The 26,634-nt window shown below is 65.9% G+C and carries 22 protein-coding genes and 2 pseudogenes; 4 read left to right on the forward strand and 20 right to left on the reverse strand.

Going from position 1 to position 26,634, the window contains the following annotated elements:
- Positions 1-2: 2 nt before the first annotated feature.
- From E6N53_RS17850 to E6N53_RS17915, 15 genes and pseudogenes are all read right to left on the reverse strand, one after another.
- Positions 3-404 carry a GPW/gp25 family protein gene (locus E6N53_RS17850; RefSeq protein WP_142860829.1) on the reverse strand — a complete coding sequence of 134 codons (402 nt, stop codon included), beginning with the start codon at positions 402-404 and terminating at the stop codon, positions 3-5.
- A 12-nt stretch (positions 405-416) separates the two neighbouring features.
- A complete protein-coding gene (locus E6N53_RS17855) occupies positions 417-707 on the reverse strand; it encodes a PAAR domain-containing protein (protein ID WP_136591235.1) in 291 nt (96 codons plus the stop codon).
- A 9-nt stretch (positions 708-716) separates the two neighbouring features.
- Positions 717-1,367, reverse strand: a complete 651-nt coding sequence (locus E6N53_RS17860; RefSeq protein ID WP_142860830.1) for a phage baseplate assembly protein V — start codon at positions 1,365-1,367, stop codon at positions 717-719.
- Between the two features lie 2 nt (positions 1,368-1,369).
- Positions 1,370-2,422, reverse strand: coding sequence for a phage late control D family protein (locus E6N53_RS17865; RefSeq protein WP_142860831.1), 1,053 nt, complete (start codon positions 2,420-2,422; stop codon positions 1,370-1,372).
- Positions 2,419-3,087, reverse strand: coding sequence for a CIS tube protein (locus E6N53_RS17870; RefSeq protein WP_142860832.1), 669 nt, complete (start codon positions 3,085-3,087; stop codon positions 2,419-2,421). The genes E6N53_RS17865 and E6N53_RS17870 overlap by 4 nt, the downstream gene beginning before the upstream one ends.
- Before the next feature lies 1 nt (position 3,088).
- Entirely contained in the window at positions 3,089-4,393 is a 1,305-nt protein-coding gene (locus tag E6N53_RS17875; RefSeq protein ID WP_142860833.1) for a hypothetical protein, read from the reverse strand.
- A 140-nt stretch (positions 4,394-4,533) separates the two neighbouring features.
- Positions 4,534-6,969 (reverse strand): eCIS core domain-containing protein, encoded by a 2,436-nt coding sequence (locus E6N53_RS17880; protein WP_142860834.1) that lies wholly within the window; start codon positions 6,967-6,969, stop codon positions 4,534-4,536.
- Entirely contained in the window at positions 6,966-9,101 is a 2,136-nt protein-coding gene (locus E6N53_RS17885) for an ATP-binding protein (RefSeq protein WP_142860835.1), read from the reverse strand. The genes E6N53_RS17880 and E6N53_RS17885 overlap by 4 nt, the downstream gene beginning before the upstream one ends.
- A 6-nt stretch (positions 9,102-9,107) precedes the next feature.
- Positions 9,108-9,551, reverse strand: a complete 444-nt coding sequence (locus E6N53_RS17890; protein ID WP_136601484.1) for a phage tail protein — start codon at positions 9,549-9,551, stop codon at positions 9,108-9,110.
- A 14-nt stretch (positions 9,552-9,565) separates the two neighbouring features.
- Positions 9,566-9,718, reverse strand: a pseudogene (locus E6N53_RS20835) (DUF6760 family protein); the annotation flags it as partial.
- Complete coding sequence (locus tag E6N53_RS17895; RefSeq protein ID WP_201741188.1) at positions 9,715-10,188, reverse strand: hypothetical protein; 474 nt, start codon at positions 10,186-10,188, stop codon at positions 9,715-9,717. The gene E6N53_RS17895 and the pseudogene E6N53_RS20835, both read right to left, overlap by 4 nt.
- Complete coding sequence (locus E6N53_RS17900; protein ID WP_136591227.1) at positions 10,185-10,625, reverse strand: phage tail protein; 441 nt, start codon at positions 10,623-10,625, stop codon at positions 10,185-10,187. The genes E6N53_RS17895 and E6N53_RS17900 overlap by 4 nt, the downstream gene beginning before the upstream one ends.
- 18 nt (positions 10,626-10,643) lie before the next feature.
- On the reverse strand, positions 10,644-13,265 hold the full coding sequence (locus E6N53_RS17905) for a phage tail sheath C-terminal domain-containing protein (protein ID WP_142860836.1): 2,622 nt from the start codon (positions 13,263-13,265) through the stop codon (positions 10,644-10,646).
- A 196-nt stretch (positions 13,266-13,461) separates the two neighbouring features.
- A complete protein-coding gene (locus tag E6N53_RS21155) occupies positions 13,462-14,328 on the reverse strand; it encodes a hypothetical protein (RefSeq protein ID WP_201741189.1) in 867 nt (288 codons plus the stop codon).
- Positions 14,325-14,966: a Pvc16 family protein gene (locus tag E6N53_RS17915; RefSeq protein ID WP_142860837.1), complete on the reverse strand. Its 642-nt coding sequence runs from the start codon at positions 14,964-14,966 to the stop codon at positions 14,325-14,327. Before E6N53_RS17915 ends, E6N53_RS21155 begins: the two co-directional genes overlap by 4 nt.
- Before the next feature lie 135 nt (positions 14,967-15,101).
- On the opposite strand from E6N53_RS17915, the gene E6N53_RS17920 reads away from it, so the two are divergent.
- From E6N53_RS17920 to E6N53_RS17925, 3 genes and pseudogenes are all read left to right on the forward strand, one after another.
- Complete coding sequence (locus tag E6N53_RS17920) at positions 15,102-15,995, forward strand: hypothetical protein (protein WP_142860838.1); 894 nt, start codon at positions 15,102-15,104, stop codon at positions 15,993-15,995.
- Between the two features lie 1,031 nt (positions 15,996-17,026).
- Positions 17,027-17,893: pseudogene (locus E6N53_RS21715) on the forward strand (PKD domain-containing protein); the annotation flags it as partial.
- Between the two features lie 3 nt (positions 17,894-17,896).
- On the forward strand, positions 17,897-20,161 hold the full coding sequence (locus tag E6N53_RS17925) for a PKD domain-containing protein (protein WP_236642408.1): 2,265 nt from the start codon (positions 17,897-17,899) through the stop codon (positions 20,159-20,161).
- Positions 20,162-20,494: 333 nt separating this feature from the next.
- Here the strand turns inward: E6N53_RS17925 and E6N53_RS17930 are convergent, their stop codons facing one another.
- Entirely contained in the window at positions 20,495-21,442 is a 948-nt protein-coding gene (locus E6N53_RS17930; RefSeq protein WP_136591222.1) for a DUF7351 domain-containing protein, read from the reverse strand.
- Between the two features lie 168 nt (positions 21,443-21,610).
- On the reverse strand, positions 21,611-22,507 hold the full coding sequence (locus tag E6N53_RS17935; protein ID WP_142860840.1) for an Ig-like domain-containing protein: 897 nt from the start codon (positions 22,505-22,507) through the stop codon (positions 21,611-21,613).
- Between the two features lie 360 nt (positions 22,508-22,867).
- Here E6N53_RS17935 and E6N53_RS17940 point away from each other — a divergent pair, with 360 nt between their 5' ends.
- A complete protein-coding gene (locus E6N53_RS17940) occupies positions 22,868-23,185 on the forward strand; it encodes a hypothetical protein (RefSeq protein WP_142860841.1) in 318 nt (105 codons plus the stop codon).
- Positions 23,186-23,207: 22 nt separating this feature from the next.
- Here the strand turns inward: E6N53_RS17940 and E6N53_RS17945 are convergent, their stop codons facing one another.
- From E6N53_RS17945 to E6N53_RS17955, 3 genes are all read right to left on the reverse strand, one after another.
- Positions 23,208-23,648, reverse strand: coding sequence for a DUF7970 domain-containing protein (locus tag E6N53_RS17945; RefSeq protein WP_142860842.1), 441 nt, complete (start codon positions 23,646-23,648; stop codon positions 23,208-23,210).
- On the reverse strand, positions 23,645-24,520 hold the full coding sequence (locus E6N53_RS17950; protein ID WP_136591218.1) for a ParA family protein: 876 nt from the start codon (positions 24,518-24,520) through the stop codon (positions 23,645-23,647). Before E6N53_RS17950 ends, E6N53_RS17945 begins: the two co-directional genes overlap by 4 nt.
- Before the next feature lie 393 nt (positions 24,521-24,913).
- Entirely contained in the window at positions 24,914-26,224 is a 1,311-nt protein-coding gene (locus tag E6N53_RS17955; RefSeq protein WP_142860843.1) for a site-specific integrase, read from the reverse strand.
- Between the last annotated feature and the right edge of the window lie 410 nt (positions 26,225-26,634).

Below are 26,634 nucleotides of genomic sequence, written 5' to 3' on the forward strand. Positions count from 1 at the left end.
CGTCACCCGCCCTCCAGGTAGAAGGGGTAGACGAGATTGAACTCGTTGTATGTCTCTCTGACGCGGTACGTCACCTCGATGAGGAGGCGGCCCACGTCGAGTTCTGCGGTCGAGACGTCGACCGACAGCACCTCGATTCGAGGTTCCCACTCGCGCAGCGCGTCGTGGACGCTCGTCTCGACCATCGTCAGCGTCGACTGGTCGACCGTCGTGAACGCGTAGTCGTGGATGCCACAGCCGAAATCCGGACGCATCACGCGCTCGCCCTTCGCAGTTGCGAGGATGAGCCGGATGGACGCTTCGATGTCCGCCACGCCCGTCGTGGATTCGACCTGTCCACTCCGGTCGGTCGTCACCGGGAACTGCCACCCGCGGCCGAGGAAGTCACCGGGTTCGTCGGTCATACATCTCCCCCCTCAGCCGATGATGACAGTCGGGCAGCCGGTGGCGATGCTGTTCGGCGGCCCGCTCTCGATGATGCTGTCACCCTGTCTGGCGGCCGGGAACCCGTTGATGAGGACGCTCGAACTCCCGGGCACGGCCGTCCCGCCGACGTGCGGGACGACGCCGGTGACGAGCGGACAGGGGTGGAAGTCGACCGTCGCCCGCCAGGCGGGCTGGCCGCCGATCATCACGTTCGGACTCCCCGGTCCCGACAGTGGTGTCCCGTGTGCGGTCTGGTCGAGTACGCGTGCGGCTGGTGGCATCGTGTATCTTTAATTAATTTTTACCAACGAACCCTTAATGGTTAGGATGCCGTTGGATTCGAGTTTCAGGCTGCCGTCGCCGGCGATTTCGACGGTGGGTGCTTCGATGCTGAGTTTCGCGCCCGCCTCGATGGAGAGGGAGTTCGTCGTGGTGTCGAACTCGATCCGGTTCTGTCCCGTCTTGTCCTCGATGGTGATCGTCTCCGAACCGCTCGAATCGTCGAGCGTGACCGTGTGGCCGCTACTGCTCGTGAGTTCGAGCTTCCCCGACTGGTCGGCGTCGTCGAAGACGAGTTCGTGACCGCTGCGGGAGCGCACCTGCCGGACGTCGTTGTTCCCGTCACTGTTCGTCTCCGGAGGGGAGTCCTGGCCGTTCCAGAGCGCGCCCAGCACGTACGGATGGCGGATGTCGCCGCCGGCGAAGCCGACCAGCACCTCGTCGTCGACCTCCGGCAGGAAGTACGTCCCCCGGTCGGGCCCTGCCATCGGGACCGCCATGCGGGCCCAGTAACTCTCGTCGTCGGCGCTCCGCCACGGGAACGACAGCTTCACCCGACCCATCCCCTCGGGGTCTTCGTTGTCCGTGACGATGCCGATGGCGACACCTGGAACCGATGCGCCTCGCCCGCCCGTCGTGTCTGTATCGTTCGATCGACTCATGCTCAGAGGACCCCCTCGAAGACGGTCGCGTCGCGCGCCTCGAACGACGTCGTGTAGCCGGAGTCGTCCATCCGGTGCGTCGTTCGCTCGACGTAGTACGGCCCGTCGAACGGCTGGCTCAGACCGTTGAGACGAACCACTTTCCCCTCCCGTATCTCCGGGAGGCCGATGGTCTCACACTGCCCGCCCACGCCCGCCGCCAGTTCGTTCGCGACCGCCGTCGCGATGCGGTCGGCCTCCGCCTGTGATTCGACGGCGATGCTCCGGCTGCTCGTCTCGCCCGTGCCGCCGGGGACGGTCGCCGTCGCGGTGATCTCGCTCTTGCCCGATGCGTCCCAGTCGCGCACTTCGACCTCGCCGACCCCCACGTCAGTGTCCTCGCGGTTCGGCCGGAACGACCGAAGAGACCGACCGTACGTGAGCGTCAGCACCGGCGTCGCCAGCGGGTCGGGGCCCCGGCAGTGGAACGTGCCGTTTCGGACGAACAGTTCGAGTCCGAACCGGCGGGCGATCCGTTCGTCGAGGAACGCGTAGTCGGTCTGCTCCTGCTGGACGCGCTTCGCGAACTGGATGTCGGCCGACGACGGAACGTCGACCGCCGTGCCCTCGAAGTCGTAGTCGGAGACGACGTCGGTCACGATGGAGCTGAGCGTCGTGTCGTCCCACGACTGTGACCGCTTGCTCTTGGTCATCGCGTACGAACTGTCCCGCCCGCTCACCTCGACGGTCGGCCCGCCCGACGCCGGGAAGTTCGGCTGGACGGATTCGACCGTCCCCGAGAACAGCCGCCGGAGTGTGGTGCCGTAGCCCATCCTGACGACGACGGACGTCCCCTTCGTCACCGGCCGGTCGACGAACGCCGGGAAGCCGCCCTGCTCGTGGTCGTACGGCTCGTTCAGCGCGAACGAGACGCGGTTCGTCCGGTCGAGCGCCGTCTCGACCGACAGCCCCGTGATCGTTCCATCGGCCTCGCGGACCGTCCGCCCGCCGAGTTCCAACTCGAAGCGGGGGTTGTAGAAGTGGTCGTAGTCGTCTTCGAGGTGTGTGAGGCTCATCGGGAGTCTGGCTCCAGTTTCGGGACGACGAGCTCTGTTCCAGGACGTAGCTCACGGGGGTTCGCGATGTCGTTCGCGTCCGCGATGGGTCGCCACCGCGTCGGGTCGCCGTACTCCGCGTCGGCGATGAGCGGGAGCGTATCGCTCGCCGTCACCTCCCAGACGGTGCGCCGGTCGGCCGACTGCTTCGGCGTCTCCTGTGCCTGCTCCTCGGGGGTGCGGTACCGCCGGAAACTCACGTCCGCTCGGGCGCGAATCGGCGTGCCGTCGCGACGGAACATAGTGAACCGCTTGTTCGCGCTCGTCAGGACGGCCTTGAACTCGAAGGTACCCCAGACGAACCGGCATTTCGGGGGCGCGTGGAGCTGTCCGTCGATGTCGAGCAGCCAGTCGAGACGGTTCGTCTTCTCCCGCACGTCGGTCGTCTCCGGGTCTTCGGTCGTGTCGAAGAACAGCTCCATCGACAGCGTCTCAGACTCGCCACTGACGAACTGGGTGAGCGGCGTCGTCACGCCCGCGACCGTCTGCTCGCCGTAGTTCATCCCCCGGTCGACGCTGTACTCCGACGGGTTGAACCGGAAGCGGATTTCGTCGCCCTGGTGCTCGCCCTCGAGGACGACGACCTTCGCCTTCGGCAGGTCCCGGTCCGTCGCGCGACCGGCCATCTCAGCGGCCCTCCCGGTCCCGCTCGATGCGCTCCTTCCGCCGGAGTTCCGCGTACAGCCGGTCAAGGACGCGGTCGTTCACGCTCCCGTCGTTGGCGATGACGGTCGGTGGTGTAGACATAGATTCGGCTCCCGACCGCGGCTCGGTTCTCCCTGCTGGCCTCCCATCGTGCAGGTCGCTCGGTTCGGCCGCGGACCGCTGTCCGGTCGCCTGTGGCTGTCGAACCGTGAGCCCTGGACGCCGGGGCGACTCCGCGGACCAAGCCCCTGCGGACTGCTCCCGCGCCGGCGATCCCTCGCCGGTCGACGCAGTTCGTCGACGGGGCTGCTGTTCGCCCTCGCCGGCGGGATCATGCTGGTGGACGACGGTCATCCGCGGCTGCCCTGCGGGCGACTCAGTCGTGTTGTCGACCGTTTCACGCGTTCCTGTATCGAACGCATCGCGCGTTCTCAGGCCAATCGTCTCGCCCGCGTCGCTCTCCGCGGTGCCGCGTCCGTAGGGGAACACGGCCCGGTCGACGACTGTCCCGACCGGCTCAGTGCCCCCGACACGGTCGGCTGTCGTCGTTGACGGCTCAGGGGCGGCGTCCCGCAGTCGGTCCCGGACTGTCGGTTCGTCGCTGCCGGTCGGCTCACTGTCGCCCGTGTCGCTCCCGGTCGTCTCGACCCCATCAGGGCTGCGGTCTGACCGATCGACGACCGTCCGGCTCGGCTGCCCGGAGTCGACGCCGCCGACTCCCGTTTCACCCGTCCACCCGGGCGCATCGACTGGCCCCGACGTCTCATCCGGTGCGTCGCGTTCGTTCAGCGGCCGGACGGTTCGGCTGAGTGTGGATGCCGTCGAAACGTCCCGGGAGACGCCGTCGAGACCCGCCCGCTCTGACGTCTCGGACGCCTCGTCCGCCGATTCCGGGCCTGTCGTTCGCAGCAGTTCCCAGACGGTCGGCTCCTCGGCAGTGTCGTCGCTGTCCCGCTCGACCGACTCCACTTCTTTGCTCTCGTCCCCGGGCCGGCGCACGACCGTGCCGGTCGCCGCCGACCGACCGAACCCGTCGTGTTGGCCGGCTTCGGCTCGCCGATCACGCAGCCCGTGGTCGACGAGCGACGCGAGAGTGAGATACGCGAGCTGCGGGCTCGTCCCTCCGACCCGCCGCTGGCTGACACCGCCAGCGAGAACGCCTCTGAACGGGCGCAACACGCCGACTGGCCGTGGCCCTGCGTCACCGCTCCCGACCTGGCCGAGGCCAGTGACGCCGATCTGCCGGCTGAATCGCGGAAGGTCGATGTCGGTGAGTGCGTCTGTCACGGCTGATTCCATCCTGAATACCGACGGTCGGCCCCGGCCTGTCGGGTGTTAACACATCTTTACGCCGACAGTTAACTGTTTTCCCGGTCGGTCTGCCGACGCCGGTCCGTCTCCGTGACACCCGAGCGAGGACAGCGGCGTCACTCCCAGGGGGCGGGCGCATCTGTCGCTGTCTCCCGGACGAACACCATGATTTTCCGATCGAATTCCCCCTGTGCCTGTGCGGCGAGACGACGTAGTTGGTCGGCCGCTTCGTCCGACAGCTGTGGCACCGTCAACTGCACTCGCCCGTGGTCACGCATGTCGAGCCATAGCTGGTCCAGTTTCCCCGTCGAGAAGGGGCCATCACGCCCCTCGAGCGTGACCTCGTGTTCGGTGCCGACGTCCATGCGTCGACCCGCTCCACCGTCTGTCGCCCGTCGCACCTCCTGCAGGTCCGGTGCGCCGAGGTTTTCGGCGACCAGTTCCTGATACTCCTTGCCGGCGTCTCTGGCTTTCTGTTCGCCGGTTTCGATGCGTCTGAGGAGGCGTCGCTGTGCCGTCGCCGCGTCGCCGCTCAGTGGCATCTCGAAATGTCGGAACTGCGAGTCGGGGAGCCGTGCAACCTTCTTGCCGTACCGCAACCGGGGGCGCGAGACCGTTCTCGAACTCGAGGAACTCGCCCTCTTGAATGTCCCCTCGTCGGGGTCGTACTCGTACCGGTCACCCCCGTACCCGGGGTTCCGATGGAGACGTGGGTCGCCGCCCCGGTTGCCGTGCCAGTGGTGCCCTTTCGGTAACGCCTCCTCGGCGATCGGCCAGCCGCGTTCTCTTGCCTGCCGCTCGCCGAGCGTGAGATCGCGCGGTGTCGGCTGTTCCTCGCTGTCCCCGTCCTCTGGGCTTTCGTCCTCGTCTCGGTCCCGTCGGTTCCGAAGTCGCTTCGCTGCTTGGTCGGGGTCATCGAACAGGTCGGGTACGCTGTTCGCCTTCGGGAACTTCTCGGCGAGCTTCCCGAAGACTTTCGCCGCCTTGAGACCGGCACCGACGCCGCTGCTCGCGAGGGAGACGAGGAGTTCGAGAATCAGCGGAGCCAGCACCTCTCCGAGTTGGCGCATGAAGTCGGCACCGGAACTGTTGAGGAGCTTCTCGACTCGCTTTCCGACGCCCTGCCCCACCTGACGGCCGGCTTGACGCATCGTCGGGGGTGTCGCCTCGGTCGCCACGTACTCGAACATCTCGATGGCCGTCGTCAGAAGTTCGTCGATGTTGACGACCATCTCGTAGATCCCCTTCAGCTCGTTCACGACGCCGTTCTTGATGCCGCTCAGATAGGCGTCCCAATGCTGGAACTGCCACTGGGTGACTGCCCTGAGATACTTCTCGTCGAGTTTGGCGAGTGTCTCCAACGACACCTCGGACTTCGCGCCGATCACAACCCCCGCGAAGAACCACAGGACGTTCGAGAGGGTCCGCATTTCCTGTACGATCATCTGGATGTCAGCGAGGAACTCACTCTGAACCCATCCCGTGTGGCCCCCTCCAGACCGGGCGTCACGACGAGTTCCCTCTGTGTCCCCGTCCGTTCCCGACTGCTGTCGCTCCGTTCGGTCCGTGTCGGCGGGTGTGGGCTCTGACGTTTCTGCGGCGACCCAGACCTGGAACGTCGAGGCGAACACGAGGTCGCCGAGGACGGGATTCCGCTCGTTCGGGACGATACGCCCGAACTGCTCCGCTTCGAAGTTTTCGATGACGATGTTCTTGCCGACTCTTTCTCCCCGGTGGGTTCCTTCGGGTGTCCCCTCTCCGACGTACGCGTCCACAACCGATCCCGTGTACTCGTACTGGAACGTCACACCGGACTGTGTCCGGAACTCGATTCGCTGTGACTCGGGGCGGACGATCATCGCGACGATGGAGTCGTCGGACGCCTGTTGCTGTCGGCCCTCCGACTGGAGCGCCCACCGCGTTGGCGTCGAAACGGTCGTCGTCGCCGAGCGGCCAGCAGACACGTCCCGCGCGAACGACGCCGCATCCGACTCGGCAGCGTCGACACCTGCCGAGTTCGCTTCCGACGACGTCTGCTGGAGCACGTGTGCGACCTCGTGGGCGAGGTGCTCGACACCCTGCTCACCATCGAAGGCACCCGGTCGCGCGATTATCCGAGTTCCCCGTGCAGCGGCAATCCCGTCTGCGCGGTCCAGCGCCCGCTGTGCGCTCGGCCCACGGTCGATACTGATCGGCGGCAGCGAGTCGACGCTCCGTTCCAGTCGTCGCCTGGCCAGCGGCGGCGCATGTTCGATCGCCGGCTCTCCAGAGTGCCTTGCAGTCGTGTCGGCACGTGTCGCCCCGTCGCTGTCGGAGACGTCCCGGTCGAAGCGGCTTCCGGACGTTTCTCCGGCCGCCAACTGCTGGGCAGCCTGGTTCCCGCGCTGGCGGTGGAGTTCGGTGACGGCCGTCGCTCGCCGGGCCGAGCCGTCCACGTCGTTCCCACGCGCGAAGTCGTGCGTCGTATCTCGCGTCGACTCGGGTCCGCTCGATTCGACGTCGTTCGTCTGACCCGCTCGGTCGTCTGTCCGCTGGTGACGGGGTCGGGTCATCCTCTCTCGATCACCTCCCGATACTCCCCGAACGCCTCCGGATTCACCAGCCGACCCGTCTTCTGGAGTTCCCGACGCAACGCCCGGACCACGTGTCGCATCTCCACCGTCGACTCCTCGTCGGCCGCGAGGAACGCCGCGGTCAGCGCGACGTTCTCGATGTTGCCACCGGTGAGGTCGAACGATGCGAGGAATCGGTAGTCGAGGTCACCGACGGGCGTCTCCGCCGGGAAGGCCGACCGCCAGATGGCGTACCGGGAGTCGAACTCCGGTCTGGGGAACTCGACGGTGAGGGTGATCCGCCGGCGGAAGGCGTCGTCGATGTTCTCGGCGAAGTTCGTCGTCAGGATGACCACGCCGTCGTGCTCCTCCATGCGCTGGAGCAGGTAGCTCACCTCGATGTTGGCGTAGCGGTCGTGTGAATCCGACACCTCGGAGCGCTCGCCGAACAGCGCGTCCGCCTCGTCGAAAAAGAGGATGGCGTCGCTGTGTTCGGCCTCGTCGAAGATACGTTTGAGGTGCTCTTCGGTCTCGCCGATATACTTGCTCACGACGCTGGCGAGGTCGATCTTGAACAGGTCGAGGCCTGCCCCGTTGGCGATGATGCCGGCGGCCATCGTCTTGCCCGTCCCCGAGGGACCGCTGAAGAGAACGTTCAGCCCAGTGCCGAGGCTGAACCGGTCGTCGAACCCCCAGTCCGTGTACACCGTGCCGCGGTGGGCGACGTGTGCGGCCACCTCGCGGAGTTGCCGGCGTTCGTCGGCCGGCAGGACGATGTCGTCCCAGGTGTCGGTCGGCTGGGTCCGCCGGGCGAGCGAGCCGAGCGTCTCCCGCGACTGGGCCCGACACCCCCGGTAGAGAGCGTCGGTGGTGACGCGACCGTCCCGCGCCGCGTCGGCGAGAGCGTCGTCGATCTGTCCCGCGGTCAGCGCGAACGTGGCGGCGAGGTCTGCCGTGTCGAGCGCCGACGGGAGGGCGTCGGCCCGGCGGTCCCACAGCTCCTTCCGGCGTGTGTACCCCGGGCGGGGGAGAGAGAGCGACCTGACGTCGTGGGTCTCGACGTCCTTCGGCGGTCGCCACTCCGTCTCGCCGCTGAGGAAGACGTGCTCCGAGAGCTCACACAGGTCGCGTGCGAGAGCGGTTGCGTCCCCGTCGTCGGGCGGGTCGAGGGTCGTCAGATGGAGGAGTCCGCCGCGGAGCCGCGCCTCCCTGACGACCCGGTCGACGGCGTCGTCGCCACAGTCACGGAGCCGCGCCCCGTCGACACGGACCAGCGGTCGGTCGAGTTCGGCACACAGCGCTTCGACGGCGGCGTCCCTCCCGACACCGTAGGGACCGGAGACGTACTGCACGACCGGCGTCGAGTCGGGCGACGGCGCGAGGCTGGCCACGTCTTGCCGAACCGCCTCGTCGAGCGGGAGCGCTGCGGCGGTCGTCTCCGGCATCACGACCTCGATGGAGTCGGCGACGGCCGGGTCCGGGTCGTCGCCCCCGAGCAGAAACGAGACGACGCGGTGGTCGACGGTCACCTGATGCGCCAACAGCGGCGCGCCGCGCTCCGGCGGTCGCAGCCGAACTAACCCGGCACGGACGAGCGGCGAGCCGTCCGCCAGGAGGTGTCTGGCGTCGAGGCGCTCCCACCGGGTCGAGCCTAGCACCCGGAGCACCAGCCCCACCGTCGGCCGTTTCCTCGTGAGGTCGTCCTGGAGGTAGGCGTACACCTTCTCGTAGTCGAGGTCGAACTCCGGCGCGACGGCCACCAGCAGAGCGTCGACGTGTCGTCTCGTCAGTCCGAACCGCTCCACGAGCGTCCGCAGCCGCAGGTCGGTGTCGGCCTCGGGCGTCGCCGCGACCCGTTCGTCGATCGTTCGGCGAAGCTCCGCCGCTCGGGCCGTCTCCTCGTCCTCCCCGGTCGTCGGGCACGTCCGACCCCGACTCGCGGCGAGGATCCGATCGACCTCCGCGTCGGAGACGTACAACCCGCCGCCGTCGGTGGTCCGGTCGGTCGCCCGCCACTGGCGGAGGTAGCGACGCAGGAGACAGTCGATGCGGGTCAGTTCGTCGAGGAGATGTGCCGTGGAGTCCGCGTACGGGTCCCGCCGGTCGCGCTCCGCGTCGGATGCCGTCGTCATATCATATCATACCCCGTCGACCGTGCTGACGCCCGTGTGCGTCAGTTCGAGCGTCTCGATGGCGACGTCCCCGCTCTCGGCTGCGAACGCTGGCCCGGCCCACCTGACCGGGTACGCCTCCCTGAACGCCCAGCCGCGCGCTGCTTCTCCCGTGGCGTCCTGCAGGAACACGAGGACGGTCTTGCGTTCGACGTCGCCGTCGGCGACCCGCTGGAGCCAGTTCCAGAGCGTGTCCGCGTCCGTCAGTCCACGGCGGAGGACGAGGTTCGGTGACGTCACCCCGGACCGGAGCGTGTGGGTGTGGTCGTTGACGCCCCCCTCGTCGTACGCTTCGGTTTCGACCTCGCGTTCCAGCCCGGATACCTCGGTGAACCCGCCCGCGACCAGCGAGTCGACCTCGACGACGAATCGGAAGTTCAGGTATGGTCGAGCCCCGTCACCGGCACTCATCGGCGGCCCCCGTCCTCGTTCATTCGTTCGTTGATGCGGCTGACCTCCTCACACCAGCGCCGCCGCTCCCAGTGGGGGAGCGACAGCACCTCCTCGTGTGCCCAGTTGAAGTGGTAGGCGACGAACGCCACCTCCTCGAACAGCTGGTCGGGCGGGGTTCGCGTCATCGGTCCTCCGGCGGCGACGCTCCCTCCGGTGGTTCCACCTCCATCTCCGGTGAGGCCCCTGTCGCGCCCGACGCGTGGCCGTTTCCCTCCCCACCGCCTGGAGTGCTGTCGCCGCTCACCTCGACGGTGAACGACTCGCCACACTCGGGACAGACCGCGTCGACCGCGTCCAATCCGCGTTCGTTCACCCGCTCGTAGAGGTCCTGGAGGTACGCGAGGTCCGAGACGAAGAGGTTCTCGATCACGCGCGGGGTGACGTCGTCGACCGTCCCGAGCTCTGTGACGACCCGGGAGAGGATGATGACCGTCATGTACGAGGGGTTCGACTCCACCCGCGGGTCCGTCGCGGGCTTGATTTCGTCGGCCGCGGTGGCGAGTCGCATCACCCCGTCGCGGTGGAGTTCCCCGTCGTCGTCGGCGTATCCCTGCGGAAGCGTGAACTCGAACTCCGTCTGCAGGACCCCGCTCATGCCGTGCGCTCCATCCCTTCGTGGACGATTTCGATCGATTCGATGGCGACCTCACTCCCGCTGGCGTCGAGGTCAGGGGCGTCGTACTGCCGGACCCAGGCGTTCTTGCATTCGAACCGTGGACCGGCGTTGCCCTCCTCGTCGAGGACCACGATGGCGATGGACCGACGCGCCTCGCTCAGTTTGCCTTGCTCGACGAGTTTGCGCCACTCGAACAGCGCGACGGAGTCGTCAGTCGTCCCCTTCTCGAGGGTGAGGTTCCCGAAGCTGTTGAGACTCCAGAGTTTCTGTGGTGTCGGCGGGTCGTTCCCCTCGCGGTACTCGATTACCTCCGTCGAGTTCTCGGGGATGTTGGCCGTGCTGAAGCCGGCGATGGCGATGCCGTCGATCTCGAGTAAGAACCGCTGGTTCCGGTACGGGCCGTGTCTGTCTGGCATACGTGTTTCCTCCGAATGTCACTCCGCGCTGGCCGTCTTCTGTGAGATGCGGAAGATGACGAACTCCGCGGGCTTCACCGGGGCGATCCCGATCTCACAGATCAGTCGGCCGTTGTCGATGTCGTTCTGGGTCATCGTCGACCGGTCGCACTTGACGTAGAACGCCTGCTCCGGCGTCGTCCCCATCAGCGCCCCGTCCTGCCAGACGCTCGTGAGGAAGTTGCGGATGGTCTGTCTGACCCGTGCCCACAGCTGTTCGTCGTTCGGCTCGAAGACGACCCACTGGGTCCCCTCGTCGATGGACTCCTCGACGAAGAGGAACAGTCGGCGGACGTTGACGTACTTCCACGCCGGATCGCTGGACGTGGTCCGAGCGCCCCAGACGCGAGTACCCCGCCCGCGGAACGTACGGATACAGTTGACGCCGCGGGGGTTGAGTGTCTCCTGGTCGCCCGTGGAGACGGTCTTCTGGAGCCCGCGGATGCCACGGACCTGCTCGTTGGCCGGTGCCTTGTGAACTCCCTGTTGCTGGTCGGAGCGGGCGTAGATGCCGGCGACGTGACCGCCCGGCGGGACGTCCTGGTCGCGGCCCGTCTCCGGGTGGCCGATGGTCAGCCACGGGTAGTAAAACGCCGCGAAGTCCGAGCGCTCGGTCGGCTGTAAGGCACCCGGCGGGTCCGGCGACGGTGGCGAGTTCAGGATGGCAAAGCGGTCGCCCATCCCCGTGCAGTGGGTGACGACTTTCCCCGAGAGCCCGCTGTCGTACTCGTGCTCGTCGGGGACACAGACCATCGTGATCTCGTCGACCTGCTCGAAGGCGGCGAACCCGGTGCGGTCGTCGGGATCGACGGCGTCGCCATCGTAGTCGCCGGCTTCGACAGCCTCGTCCGGGAAGTCGGCGTCGAGCCAGACGGTCCCGTTGGCCGGCCGCGGTCCGTCGTCCCGGCTGTTCTCGTCGACGACGTCGACCAGCGTCGAGTTCCCACTCAGGGTCGTCCCGTAGTGGTCGCTGGAGGCTGCCTTCGGCGAGAGGTTGTCATACAGTTCTTCGACGTCGGGGTCCGGTGCCTCGTCGAGCGCCCGGCCGGGGTCCGCCAGCACTGCCCGCGCGACCGCACGGTCGGCCGGGTCGCGCCAGTACCTGACCGCGACCTGGAACAGGTCGTTGGTAGACTGCTCGTACAGCGAAGCGTCTGAGACGGTGACGGCGACGCCCGCGCCCCAGTCCCCGGGGCCGACGGCCGCGAGTTCGATGAGCGACTCGACGACGTCGGCCTCGACGGTGATCGACACGCTGTCTGTCTGGGGGGTCCCACCCGACTGGTACGAGAAGTTCAGCGTCAGTGTCGCCGTGGTCTCGCCGGCGGCCTGTGCAGCCTGGACCGTCAGTTCGACCGACGACCCGCCGGGAATCGTCAGGCCGCCGTCGTCGATCTCGTCGGTCTCGTGCAAGCGGAACGCGTCACCGTCGCCGCTCCACGTACTGTCGGTCACCGTGACAGCGGCTTCCCCGCGATTGTGGAGCCTGAACGTCCGGGTGTTTCCCTCGACGAACGTCCCGAACGCCTGGGTATCGGCTGCGGTCGTGAGGGCCCCGTCGTTGCTCTGTGTGCCCGCCTCCTCGGCGAGTACCTCGTCCGTGACCACGCCGGTGACCGCCAGATCAACGGTCGTGGCGTTGCCGCTCTCGTCTTCGAGGGTCAGCGTGTCCGTCGATTCGCCCGCCGACCCGGGCGTCGCCGTGACGAGCACCTCGACCGCTTCGGTCGACTCGACCGTCTGGTCCGCGTACGCATCGGGCCGGGCTAGCTCGAAAGGGGAACTGCTGTCGCTCACGCTCGTTCCGGGGTCACCCAGCGTGACGGCGGTCGAACCCAGGTTCTGGAACGTGACGGTGTGAGCCGTGGTCGCACCGACGGGCACCGACCCGAAATCGAGCGTGCCGGTCGAGTAGCCGAACGTACCGTCGTTGTTCGCGCTCCCGAGCGGGTCTCCGAGCGCCTCACCGGCGAGGGTCACGCTGTCGGCGGTCGCTTCCCCAGCGACCGTCACCTCGAGGGTGGGGTTGTTGCCGCTGGAGGCGCCACTCTGGTGGGTGAACGTGACCGCGATTGGGTGGGGGTCGCCGGCTTCGACCGGGAGTCCCTCCGACGGCACCTCGGTGGCGACCTCGAAGTCGGCTCTCCGGTCACCGGTGATCGCGAGGTTCGTGATCGTCACCGTCTCGTCGCCCACCTCCGCGACCGGTTCGACGTCGACTTCTCTCGTCGGGGTCTGGTCGTCGGCGACGAGACCGAAATCGAGCGTGTCCCGTTCCGCGCGGAGGTGGCCGATGGTCGCGCCCAGTGCCGGGAGGTTCCCGGTCGCGGTCTCGACGGTCTCCGAGGTCACCCGGCCGACATAGCAGCGACTCCCACCGTTCTGGAAGAAGCCCTGGACGGCCTGTGCGAGGTATCTCCCCTCGACGACGCCTCCGAACAGCCGCTGGTAATCGGCGTAGCTCGTGACGAGCCGCGGGGCTGTCGGTCCGCGCTCTGTCTCTCCCAAGAACCCAGCCGTGCTCGTCCCGACGCCTTCGATCGGTTTCGCGCCGCGTTCGACCTCCTCGACGTACACGCCTGGCGCTTTGTACTGGGGCATCTACACACCCTCCGGGCTCTGTCGAGACAGTTGCATGCCACCAAGTACCAACGAGGCATCGTCTAATGAACCTTGTCCCGTGTTCACACCCTACACCTAGCGCGGTGTCCACACTCGCGGTCCCTCCCGACCTGTGACGAGCGAGGCCTACAGAACAGACGCGCAGACGGTAGACACGTCCCCTGAGCCGGACTCGTCAGTAGACGCCGAGGCGGTCGACCGCGAGACGCTCCCCGTCGACCTGGACCCACAGGGCGGTGCGCCGTCCGGCCACGACGGACAGTTCCGTGTCGGCTGTCGACCCGTCCGGGCGACGCACCACGAGTCGCGGGTTCGGCCGTGACTCGTCGGCGGGTGGTGCCCCGTCGTCCGGCGGGCCGTTCCCGGGAGGCCCGTTGCCCGGTGGCCCGTTCCCGGGAGGCCCGTTGCCCGGTGGCCCGTTCCCCGACCCGGTAGCCGGCGAGCCGTTCCCGGCGTCGTCGCCGGACGCTCCGTCGGTGGGCCCCCCAGTCGGGTCCGTGACCCGTTTCTCGTCGCCGTCGCGAACGACGTCCGACGCCGTGACGGGGACGAGAAGCGCGAACTCACCAGCAGCCGTCGTCCGGGCCGTCGGCGCGAACCCGTCGAGGGAGACAGCTGCGTCTGGCACGGCGCTGTCAGCCTCGTCCACGACGGTCCCCCGAATCGTCGTCGTCCCCGGCGAGAACTGGAAGGCAGGCGTCGGGGTGAGGTCGATCTCGACCGGGGTCGACCGGTCGGTGACCTCGACCGCCGAGGAGCCGTCGGGCGCCGCCCCCGAGTGAGACACCGTCACGCGCTCGTCGAAGTAGCGGTCGCCGCCGTCGACGACCACGTCGACCGGGTCGGCCCCGAGGTCGAGAAACAGGTGATAGCCACTCGGGTTCTCGACAGCCGTCACCGACTGGTCGGCGAGTGCCACCGTCTGGGAGCCGGACGGCCGACCGCCGGTGTACGCGTCGACGAGTTCGACCGCGAACGAGAGGCTGGTCGTCAGTTCGCCGACGCGCCGTGTCACGGCCCACGTCGTCCGGTCCCGACTCATGACGGGGTGTGCTCCTCGATGGTCAGTTCCTCGACACGCCTTTTCGGCCGTTCGACGGTGGAGTCGATGACGACCGGCGTGACGCGGTACGCCACGGACGGTTGCAACGCGTGGTCCCGGAACGTACTCCACAGGTTCGTGAGCTCGTCCATCGACTGCTGCTCGATGGTGATCCGGAGTTCGCTGTCGGCGAGCGACGCCGGGAGCGCCTCGCCGTGGAGGATCGCATTGTCGTAGAGCACCTGCATCGCCAGCCCGAGTAGCTCGTGCTGTTCGCTCGTCGTCGCCGTCGAGACGCCGCCCTGGCTCCCCTGACCGCTGCCGGTCGGGTGGACTGTCAGCAGATAATGCAGGTCGAGGACGAGCGGTGACCGCTCCTCAACCGCTGCGGTCAGGTTCGGTCGGTCGACGTCACGCAACTGGCTGTTCTCGGTAACGTGGTACAGCCAGAGGGTGAGCCGGACGCTGCTGGCGGCGTCGGCTGGCGAGACGAGCGCGACCTCGTTCTTTTTGAACTCGATCCGCTGTTTGATCTCCTCGTGCAGCAGGTCGACGAGCGTCTCCCCCACGTCGGCGATGCGAGCGTGGGGCGACTGGGCCGTCATCGTCGTCACCTCTCCTTTCAGTTCGTTGTCCACTACGCAAAAGCTTTGTTCCTGTCGTGGCAATATCTACGAGGATAACTAGCAAACAACGGTCGAGACTGTAGACGGAATATCACGCGACACTGGCGACTGTACGTCGCGTGCGTCACATGCGCGTCAGGGGGAGGGATGACGGAACACACACTCGAACGGTACGCTAACGATGTGCTCGCAGCGGTAGTCATCGGCTCTTTCGTCGCGTTCGTCAGTGCCAGCGCGCTCGGTGACGTCGCCCTTGGGTTCTCCGGCCTCCGGCGGTCCGTCTTCGTCAACGGCGTCGTCCTCGTCGTGCTCATCCCGACTGTGTGGGTGTTCGGTGCTCAGACGCTCGTGGCAGTCTCGAACCTTGCGAAGGCAGCGTTCGTGCCCGAGCAGGTAGCCACTTCGCCTCCAGCGGCCACCCCCGCACCATCGGATGCCGACAGCACCTCTCCAGACCAGCCACCAACGGCGGCCAACGGCGGCAGGCGTGAGACGCCACAGGCTGACACGGTCCGCGAGTCGCTCGCGGGCCACCCCCACGAGGCTGACCGAGCGCGACGTCGACGGATGATTCAGTCCGAGTGGCCGCCACTCGACGTGTTCCTGTCGTACGTCGTGCTCGCACCGCTCGTCGTGGTGTTGCTGGCCCCGTTCGCGGGGCTGGTCACCGACATGGTTGGACCGATGGTCGTGCCAGTAGCTGACGTCGCGGTCCCGCAGGGTTGGTTCGTCAGCGTGTTCGTCGTCGCGTTGATTGCGGTTGCCGTCGGCTGGCGACGAGCGAACAGGTCAGGAGTCGCTTGGCTCGTGCTTGGCGCGTTTCTGTTTGGAACCGCCGTCGCCAGCCGAATCGGTCTCGACTCGACAGCGGATGGGTCAGCGGCCAGCTTTCAACTCTCCATCGGAGGGCTCGGTGCTGTTCCCGATCAGTTCTTGATCCTGTATTTCGTGCTGGTACTGGTCGTCGTGATCTGGGCGTTCGGCGAGCGTGCTGCCACGGCCGTCGCACTCGTTCGTCGGCGGTCCACAGACGACCAGTGACCCCAGGAGCCAGCTATCGGGGACGTGCTGGTGGCGGCCGGAGGCCTCCTGTGGCTCAGCGATGACGTGTGACTCGATCTGTGCACGCCGAATCAGTCCCAGTGCGTGTGACAATATTACACACACATATCTCACCACATTAATTTACTTCCCTATCTCTGTAAAGTGTTTGCGAGTAAAACTTATTTTTTTGATAAGTAAGGCGCCTGCATGAGAGTTACCATCGGAGAGCGCTCGGGTGGTTCCGAGCGGACAGACTTCACGGGTTATCGAACCTGCACAGAAGCGGTTCACGGCTTGGCGAACAAAAATCCCTCGGCGCTACCGATGGACGAGCACCGTCTCACGCGTACAGGCCGACGAGCCGTATCCGCCACGACACCACCACTCAATCGTTCGGAAAGCGGGTACCCACGGGGGCTGTCGAGCGAAATGCCGCCCAGTCCCGAGGTCGACAGATAAGCGAGGCGAGTGTCTCGGGGGGACACGAGGCGATTCACACAGCCGCACTGGCACAGTGAACCGACTCCGGCAGGAGTCTCCGGTCCGACAAGACCGGATTCGGCGAGACGGGGGTTTACCACGGGGGTGGACGGGGAGACGTTCTGGATACGTTGAGAAACGATTATCATGCTTCCAGTTGAATTGTAAACGTCGTAAATTCAAATCCACGAGAGAACTGACAGGCTGTTGAACGCAGCTGAGGTGAGCTACCGAGCGTCCCGGGAAGCTACGGGGGGACTCCGACCACAGGGGGACAGGCCGGGGATTGCGGGGACCGCTCTCGCGTGAGCGACCGACCGCAACGTCGAATATCACCGAGCGGGGGAGAGTACACCGCCGCGGTGTGAGCGACACCGGAGGAGGCGCGAAGTCGCGAGTGTTCGCGGACGTCGGCCTCCTCCTGGTCGGGTGGACAGCGACGGGTTCGATGGGGAGTCGGGACACCCGTTCGACAGACGTCGTGGTCGAGTGTTCCCAGACTCACCGCGTAGACCGAGATAGACATGAACGGGGGCACACGGCGGAGTATGACAGGACGGTCGAGACCGTTGCGATGGATTCGCCAGTTGACCGTCGCGGACGTACTCGTTCTCGTCGTCGTCACATCGAGCGTGTTCGGGTTGCTCGCGGGCGTTGTCGGTGCAACCACGACCGTCATCAGCTTCGAAGAACTGGACGACGGAACGCAACTCACGACTCAGTACGAAGACCACGGTGTCGTCTTCGAGGTCCAGGCGGGCGCGTCTACGGCCGCTCTCATCAACAGATGCGGACCGGAAGACGTCGATTGTCGCTCCGCTCGGGACGGGCAAAACGTCGTTGTGACACCGGTCGACTTCGAGTTCACACGCGAGCCACTCGTTGCCTCATTCACCGTACCACAGCAGACGGTCGAGATATCTGTCCGGGAGGTCAGGGGACTCGAGGGGTCTCAGACGGCTACACTCGTCGCCCGGAACACAGCGAACGAGGTTGTTGCGGACAGGTCTGTCCAGTTCGACCCAAACACGGGGTGGCACCGTATCGGCGTCTCGACCGATTCGGCAGCTATCGCCGAAGTCACTCTGACACTCGCAGCCACCACAAGCCCCGAGAGAGCACATAACTTCTTCGTCGCCGACGACCTGCGCTTCCGCACCAACGACCCACCGAGCGCGACGTTCACAGTCACGCCGGAGACGCCGACAGTCGACGACCCAGTCTCGTTCGATGCGTCCGAATCGTTCGACCCCGACGGCGAAGTCGTCACCTACCGATGGGACTTCGGCGACGGCGGTCAGGCGGGGAGCCCCGGACAGGGCCGGACGACGACCCACGTGTATGATGAACCGGGTACGTACTCGGTTGCACTCGAGATCGTCGATGATGACGGGGCGACCGCCCAAGTCACGCAAGCGGTGACCGTCGCGGACGACCCCGTTGCTCGGTGCACCGTCTCAGACCGCACGGTAGCATCGGGCGAGAAGGTACTAATCAACGCGTCCAGATCCAACGCCGATCTGGTCGCGATCGACGTCGACGGTGACGGGACGTTCGAACGGACGAACGAGGAAGACTTCCGGGAGACTGTCAGCTACGCCGACCCCGGTGAGGTCGAACCGGTGGTCCGAGCAGAGATCGAATCGCGGACCCAGACCCGAACCTGTCCGACGATCACGGTGAACCAGCCACCACGAGCCGAGATCGATGTCTTCTCCGATAACCCAACCGTCGGCGAGTCAGTCAGGTTCGACGCCGCAGGCTCCGACGACCCCGACGGGGAACTCGTCGCGTTCCGTTGGTTCGTCGACGGCGACGAGGTCTCCGACGCTCCGACGTCCACGGCGCGAATGACGCACACCTTCACCGAGGGCGGCAGACACACGGTCGGTGTACTGGTCGTCGACGATCGCGACGCTGCCGATCGGGCAGAGCTGTCTCTCGAGGTCAACGAACCGCCAGCCGCTGCGATTAGCCTCTCCGGTGACCCGACAGTCAACGAGTCGGTGAGACTCGACGCCTCGGCCTCGTCCGATCCCGACGGGAGGATTGTCCGATACGCGTGGGACGTCACCGGCGATGACGCTCCCGACCGGAACACGTCGTCACCACGCATCAGACACGTGTTCAGCGGCACCGACCGGAGCACCATCTCCCTCCTCGTCGTCGACAACGACGGCGCAGTCGGTCGCGCACAGACGACCGTCCGACCCAACAATCCGCCCCAGGTCGGGTTTACGTACTCACCGTCGACCGTCGTGTTCGACTATCCGGCTTACGCAGAACCGATGGTCGACGAGTCGGTCAGACTCGACGCATCCGAGTCGTTTGATCCCGACGGTGAGGTCGTCGGGTTCCGCTGGGATTTCGACGGCGATGGCGTCATCGACGAGTCGACTACCACCCCCCATACGACACATACGTTCGAGGACGGGGGCACACATGGGGTCGTCGTTTACGCCGTCGACGACGACGGGGCAGTCACGCAGTCCCGGAACGCCGTCTACGTGTCCGAACCTCTGGTTCCCAGCAAGGGGGTGGACCTAGTCGTCGGAGCAACAGGCGGTCTCATCGGCGCGTTGGTCGTTCGCGAGACGCGATCGCGTCTATCCGACAACGGTAACGAACGCAACACGCCCCCGAACGCGACGATCATGTCTCTCCCGGAGTTACCCGCGCCGGGCAGACCGGTCCTCTTCGATGGGTCCTTGTCAGTCGATCCAGATACTGACGACCGAATCATCGATTACCGTTGGACGATGGGAGACGACCACTGGAACGGGCCCCGCTTCGTCCACGTGTTCACAGAGGGTGGGGAGTACGAAATTGAACTCACCGTCACGGATACGCACGGAGCGACGGACACGGACCGGGATACAGTTCGTGTCAGCGAAATTGGCGGTGACCTCACACTCGTCGAGGTCCATCCCGACGTCTCCGGAAGTGACACGAAGCGAATGTGCGAGTATCTGACGTTCGAAAATGCGGGCGATGGCGTCCTTGATTTGTGCGGCTGGGCAATCTACGACGCCGCAGGGGGAGACGATGGAAGATTCGAGGATACCAAGTTCTTCGAGTTCCCCGAAGGTCTCGACCTCGCCCCTGGGGAACGAGTGACCGTTCACACGGGTCCTGAATCCGGAGCGGCCGTCGAGAAGACGACGGCACGGCGCCACTGCTTCGCGAGCCGTGAGACCCCAACCTGGAACAGTGAGGCAGACACCGTCGTCGTCAGAGACGAGAGAGGCGGGCCCGTCACGGCGGAGCGGTACGAGCAGACCGATGCCGACACGTACGAGATCGAACCACTGGATGTAGAGGTGCTGCAGGACCTGTTCATCGACGTCGAACTCAGTAGGCGGGAGAACGATTCGCGGGTGCATCTCGGTCTACACACTGGATTTGTCCCGAAACTGGTTTCGGACTCCCGAAGGTTCGTCGCGGGTGCCGTATTGCTCCGTGGTCCACACGCGTTCATCGGCAGCTGGAGCGTCATCCTTAGCTTCGTGCTCTCATCGGGAGTGTCGTGGGCCATCGCGACGTGGTTCGGAGCTGTGCCGCGGTCAATCGAGATGACCGTTCCAGTGATACTCTTGGTATTAGCGGCAATCGTGACGGGGTTCGGTGGAGTCGGATTGGCCGTCTGGAAGGTGCTATCGACACTCTGGGGTCTGATCGCCTGATCGGCTCCCATCCGAGACAGGTGATTGCGACCGTCGCTACCGGCACCTCCTGTTCAGCGTTCACCATTTTAGTGATACGAACTCCGCAGACGAAAACCGTTCGCAGAGCTGTTTGAGGACGTTGATGACGGTACGATCAGACGTATCTGCGTTCTGCACGCGAGGAGAACGGGTGTCGGTCACGGTTGCTATCCGAAGGGCACGTGCTGGCTGACCACGGAGACCAGTTCGTGCAGGAACCACGAGCGTATCGCAGCATACAGTTTACCACGCCACGACGCTCGCGCGACGGGTGGCCCGCTGAAGAACTCCGGAGAGCGGCGTCGTCCGCGGTCACCGAGAGTCGACCGTGGTGATGGTCCCGCTGTCGTCGACCACCACTCGCAACTGCGCGCCGTCGTCGCCTTCGACGTCGACCCGGACCCTGAGCGGGTCCGTCGACGCGACGGTCACGGCGTCGGGTGCAGTGGTGAACGGCCACTCCCAGACGAACCTGTCGCAGTCGTCGGCGTGGTTCACGAGGAAGGCGACGATTCGTGGGTCCGTGGCGACCACCGTCCCGACGGTCGGGAACCGGACCCCGCCGCAGTCTTGGCACAACAGCGTGACGGTCGGCTGGGTTCGTTGGACGCCCGCTCGGGAAGCGGGAGACGGATGGACGGCCGCCTCGACCCGGCCAGCACACCAGTAACAGATACCGTCGCTCAGGAGCGAAATCTGGCCTCGCTCCCGTCGGTCGACGACGCGGAGCAGTTCCTCGTGGGACCGGTTCCGGACCGCGTGGGCCGGGAGGTCGATGCCGACGGGGCGGCTTCCGCAGTCGGGACACTGGAGGAAGAACAGCTGTTCGCTCGGATAGCACGCCTCCAGTGGGGTCTCACAGGCCCCGCAGAGCGAGTCGGTCTCGAACGGGTCGACCGTGACCTGGTCGTGGAGGACACCCGCGATGACGAACCGGAACGCGAGGACCCCGAGCCACGAGAGCCGGTAGGTGTCGCCCGACTTCTCGATGAAGTGGTCGACGAGTTGTCCCAGGTGGTAGTTGAACCGGCCGCTGTCTGCGACGTCGGCTCGAGCGCGGAGTTCGGCGTACGAGAGTCCCTCCGGCTCGTCTGTATCGAACGGCTTGTACGGCATCTGCCGAGGGTCCCGTTCGCCGCTGTCGCCCAGCGCTCTGAGGATTTCGACCCGAGTGTCGTTCGCCAGGCGGGAGAAGGCCGCCGCTGGAGTCGTCTCGTCTTCGTCCTCGTCGTCTGCGTCACGGTCGGACGCGGCGGTCATCGGGAGCACTCGGTCGACGTGGGGACGCGGGCCGGCTGGCGGCGTGCACAGGGGATTCGACAGGTCATCGGTGACACGTTCGACAGGGGTCCACTAAGCGCTGTTCCCCGGAGCGAAGGGGCTCGCCGAAGGACGGCATACGCACGCTCGGCCCGGAACGCAGGGGCGTCAGTGGTCGTGTCCTTCGCCCACGGCGTGTCGACAGAGCGTGCTCGAGGGGAGACCGACCGCGTCGTTCGGGTACAGCGTTCGGAGCAGCAGTTCGCCGCCGTTGGTGATCACCACGGCGAGCGCCCACCACGACGCGTCGACAGGCGTCGACAGTGACCAGTCGTGACTGATGGGCGCAGCGCCGTTCAGCGACGCCGTGAGCGTGTACGCTCCGGGCGTCCGAGTGACCGACGGCTGGACGGTGAGCGGTATCGAGGTCTGGTACTCACGGGCCAGCACGGGTTCGCCGTCAGGGCCTTCGACAGTCACGTCGACTCGGTGGCCGTCGGGCGTCTCCAGGTCCGCGTCCGGGGGCGTCTCGAAGTCGTAGAGCTGGAACCGCGCGGCTGGCGTCTCGGGCGAGCCGTCGGGGAACGAAACGACCGGCTCCCGGCACCGGTAGGCGTTAAACGGGATGCGTCGGTGGGTACCGGAGCCGACGAAGTGAGCGACGCTAGACGCGTACACCGTCATCCCGCCCGAGGAACCGTCGGTGGCGGCGTACTCCACGGACCCACGACACGACGACAGCAGGTAGTACCCGCGGTCGGTCCGAGCGACGACGGCGACCTGAACCGGGTCGACGGTCACGTCGACTGCGGGCTGGGTCTGTCCGGACCCGCCGACGAGTTCGTTGAAGACGTATCGTCGTTCGTGTCGCTCGACGAACGACCGTGCGGCGGCGCTGTGCTGGACGCCGGACGGGGTCGGAATCGGTCGTTGCTCGGTGACGGTGGAGACGTTCGGCGGCGGGGTCTGTCGCGTCGGCTCCCGGACGCGTGTCGAATCGGTACCACAGCCGCTGAGTCCGGAGATGCCACCGGCCAGTGCGGCGAGTAACGCTCGGCGCCTCATACAGGGTCGGGCTCGGCTCTCGGGGGCGGTCCGCGTCGCAGCCCCGTCCGAGAGCGTCTCTCGCACCGCGTCAGTGTGGACGCCATCGCCGGCGTCGTCGGGGACGAGACGGCTGCTGGCCCCTCACTCCTGAACGGGTCCACACGTACGCAGTCGGTGAGAGCGAGGAGGACTGACCCTCGCGGCAGTCGACGGATAGCGCGTCTGGAGGGCGGCATACGTCCACGACCTGTCCACGTGCTAATCAGTTTGTCCGTTCTGGAGGCTGGTCACGCTCTCGGAGGACGTGAGAGACACTGGTAAATAATTAACCAACACAGTTATCTGAACGGCCCGATTGTTGGTTAACAGGCCCGACAGATGCCCGACTCCCCACCCTCGCCCCCGCCGGGACTCTCTGACGACGTCGCCGACGCGCTCGCGGCCTGTTCGCCAGCGCTTCTCAGCGCCGTCGCGACGTACGCCGAGGAACTCGCTGCATACCGGGACGCCGCGGACGACACTACCGAGAACGGCGACCCCGACCGGGGGACCGACGACCGCCCGGACGACGTCCCCGCGAAGGCGACACTCACGGTCAAGAACATCAACGACAACCGCTACTACTACTGGCAGTGGCGCGAGGGCGAGACGGTGAAATCGAAGTACAAGGGTCCTGCGAACGGCGACAGACGGTAGCCGACGGCAGACCGCGTCTGGGTCACTCCTCGAAGGTCATACCGTACCCCCACGCTTCCAGCTGTGTCTCCACCTCGTCGAGATGGTCGAGTCCGACCATCACGAGCGCCTCACGGAGGTCCGTGAGGGAGACGCTGTCGTCGAAGCGGTTCTCCAGGTCGTGGAGCGCGTCACGCTCGGCGGTCTTGGTCTCGCTGTGGAGGAAGAGCGGGACACGGTCACGGCCGTCTTGGACCCCGTCACGGCGGAACTTGTACGGGATGCGGAACCGCGTCTCTCGAGACTGTGCGGCCGCCGGTTCGGTCTCGTCGCCCGCCGACGCGTCGTCGGTCGCGGGGGTGGACTCTTGCTCGAGCTCGTGAGAATCGGCAGACGCCGCTCCCGTGTCCGCCGACCCACCCGTCAGCGGGGAGTCGTCCTCCGCGAAGGGGTCTTCGCCGGCTCCCTCTTTCATGCCCGTCATGCGGAGATCACCTCGTGGTCGACGTCTCCGGGTTCCGGTGGGTTCGGCGCGTCGATACCGACCGCCCCTTCGAGTTGCCGCGCGATGCGGTCGAACTGCGCGAGGGTCTGGAGTTCGTAATCGCGACGCCGGCTCCGGTGGTCGCGGACGTACGTGAACGCCGAGCACTGCTGCATCCAGCAGCCTTCCATCAGCGACGCACGCTCGCCGATAATCTCCGGAATCGCGTACTCGATCTCGTCGATGATCGCCCGCTGGTCACGCGTGTCTTTGAAGCCGACGGGGACCGCGGCCAGGACGCCGACGTCGACGTCTAACTGCGCCTGGAGGCCCGCAACGAGCGATTCGAGCCCCTCGACGGCCGCGCGGCCTTTCGCGCTCGGTTCGAGCGGGATGACGAGCGACCGCGTCGCGTGAATCGCGTTGTACAGGTGTGGTCCCTCGGTGGCCGGTGGGTCGCAGATGAGGACGTCGTACTGCTCGGGGACGTTCGCCTCCTGGAGGACGCGAAGCAACTGTGCGTGCATCCCGAACGCCTCGCCCATCGCCTCTGCCTGGTCTTTCTCGCGCTGGAGGTACTCGGCGAGGTCCGAGAGCATGTTGTGTTCGGGGACGATGTCGACACCCTCGACGGTGCGGATCAACTCGTCGAAATCGCCTTTCGGGCGTCGGATGAGGTGCCGAACGAGGTTGTCGACCGGTTCGGTTCGCTGGTCGTCGACACCGAACAACCGCGAGAGGTCACCGTCCTGGGGGTCCAGCGGGACCACGAGTGGCTTCAAGCCGGCGCGTGCGTGTGCGACAGCGAGGTTCGCCGCCGTCGTGGTCTTGCCGACCCCGCCGGCCTCACTGTACGTCGAGTACGCGAGCATGTGTGGTCCATCGACGACCGGGGTTATGAACCTTCGTCAGACAACTCATGAGTGAACAAAGGACATGACAGCATCTACTGTGTTAGAGTTCAAACATTACTTGTAACACACAACGAGTTTTCATAATTGATTGCCACACACCACATACTCAATGAACACTAGTAGTGAACAATATTCATGAACACAACTAGTGAACAAGAATAGTGAATAATATCTCTGAACATACTTCTCGAATAGCTCTGCTGGGAACACGTACCGGCTGTACAACAGTGATGACCATCACACCACTCCACCAGACTCGGTGACAGTGACTGGTACAGGTTCACGACGATTTAGAACACGAGCGATGAACTGACCCAGAGACGGTGGGTCGAGAGGAGTACCGGCGGTGGACTAGTGGGAACGGTCAAGCCCTTCGAAGGCAGCCGCGAGTCGCTCGCGCATGTGTTCGCGGCGGAGGGCGCGGCGTCGTTCCGTGGTGAGATACTCCTGGAGGACGACCGACGCGCTCGCGCTTCCCTGTTCGGCGGCGATCTCGCCGATGTCGGCCAGGATGGCCTCCTGTGTCGCCGAATACGAGTCGTACCAGAACCGCCGCCCCATCTGTGGGACAGGCTTCTGCCCGGCGATTTCGTCCGGAAGCGCGGCTCGGTCGGCCAGGTCGTCGAACCGGTTCAGGAGGGTCTGTCGGGTGCGGTGTCCAGTGGTCGAGCGCTCAGAAGGGAACAGGTAGCCGTTCCACTCCTCGCGCTCACCGAGTTCGCCGAGTCGCTCCGCGGCAGCCTCTCGGCCGTACAGGATGGAGACCTCGCCGGGCCCGTTCTTCCGCGTCTCGAAGGAGACGTACGGGACCGCCTCCGCCGGCGGGTCGAGGACGAGCTGAGACCGATGGAGGGCGGCCACTTCACCGGAACGCAGCCCCCAGGCACAGAGCGCGACGACCAGCAACCGCTCGGCAGGCGTCTCGGCGGCCTTATAGAGCGCGTTGACGTGGCTCGAGTCGAGCGCGGGGTTCGCCGGACTCGACTCCGACGTGTTCGCCCGGCGACTCCACCGGTACTCGTCGTCGAGTCCGGCGACGGGATTGACCGAGGCTCGCTGGCGGCGGACCAGATGGGCGTACCAGGCGTCGACGGCCTCGTGAATCCGGCGCATCGTCCGCGGCGCTAACTCCGCGTCGAGGGTATCGAACGCGCTCCAGGCGGCGTCTGTGGCCTCGTACGCAGGGACGTCGCTCTCACGGGCGACCGGGGTCAGCAGGTCGTCGGTGTCGTTGGCGGCACGGTACGCACGGACGTACTTCGCGAGGCGGTAGCGGAGGGTGTCTCCGGAAGACTCGCTGAGGTTTCCACGCTCGCGTCGGCTATCCAGATACCCTTCGAGGAGGGAAATCGTCTGCTCGTGATCGAGACCCCACGCGTAGCCGGTGTCTGTCTCTTCGAGGCCGAGGTCGTCCGCCCAGAACTCGCCGAACGTCCGGCCGTGGTACTCACGGAGGGCGTAGACGAGGCCACGAAACCCGTGTGCGGAGAGCCACTCGTGTGATGGCCGCTCGGTCTCGGGGTCGAGACCATCGGCGTGCATCGCCGGCGCGACCACGTCCCAGTACGCGGCCGCGAGTTCGTCCAACTCGAGCATCGTCCACGCGACGTCTGCTCCCGGTCGTCGTCCGTCTTCGCGCGGCGAATCGGAGGGTGGGCTCATCGGCACCCCCTCGTTCGAGGACCGCTGATCGACGGGAGAAGCCGCCAGGCTGCGTGTTCGGGTGATTCGAAGCCGTCCATATTCCAGTGAACGCGTGGTTCACACAGATATCTTATAGGTTTTGTGATTACACAGACTACGTGGGTCTGTCTACTCGACGGTTGCAGCCGACAGTATGCGTAATTCCGTAATAAACTAAATGCTGCTATATCATTATTCGTAGCTATAGTTGCACAGTTTCGGAGGATAGGCTGGTTTTGGGTCGAATGTTCGTTGACTCGTGGTGCGGTTCACCAATCAAACGTCGATTGCGAACGCTCTCGGACGTAACTATTGGGTGAGCGTGAGAATTTTCGCTGATTCTGGCGCTAGCGAGCAGCGTCGCCACTCCAGAGAGGAGGACTCAGCGA

The sequence above is a fragment of the Salinigranum halophilum genome (assembly GCF_007004735.1).
Lineage (GTDB): Archaea > Halobacteriota > Halobacteria > Halobacteriales > Haloferacaceae > Salinigranum > Salinigranum halophilum.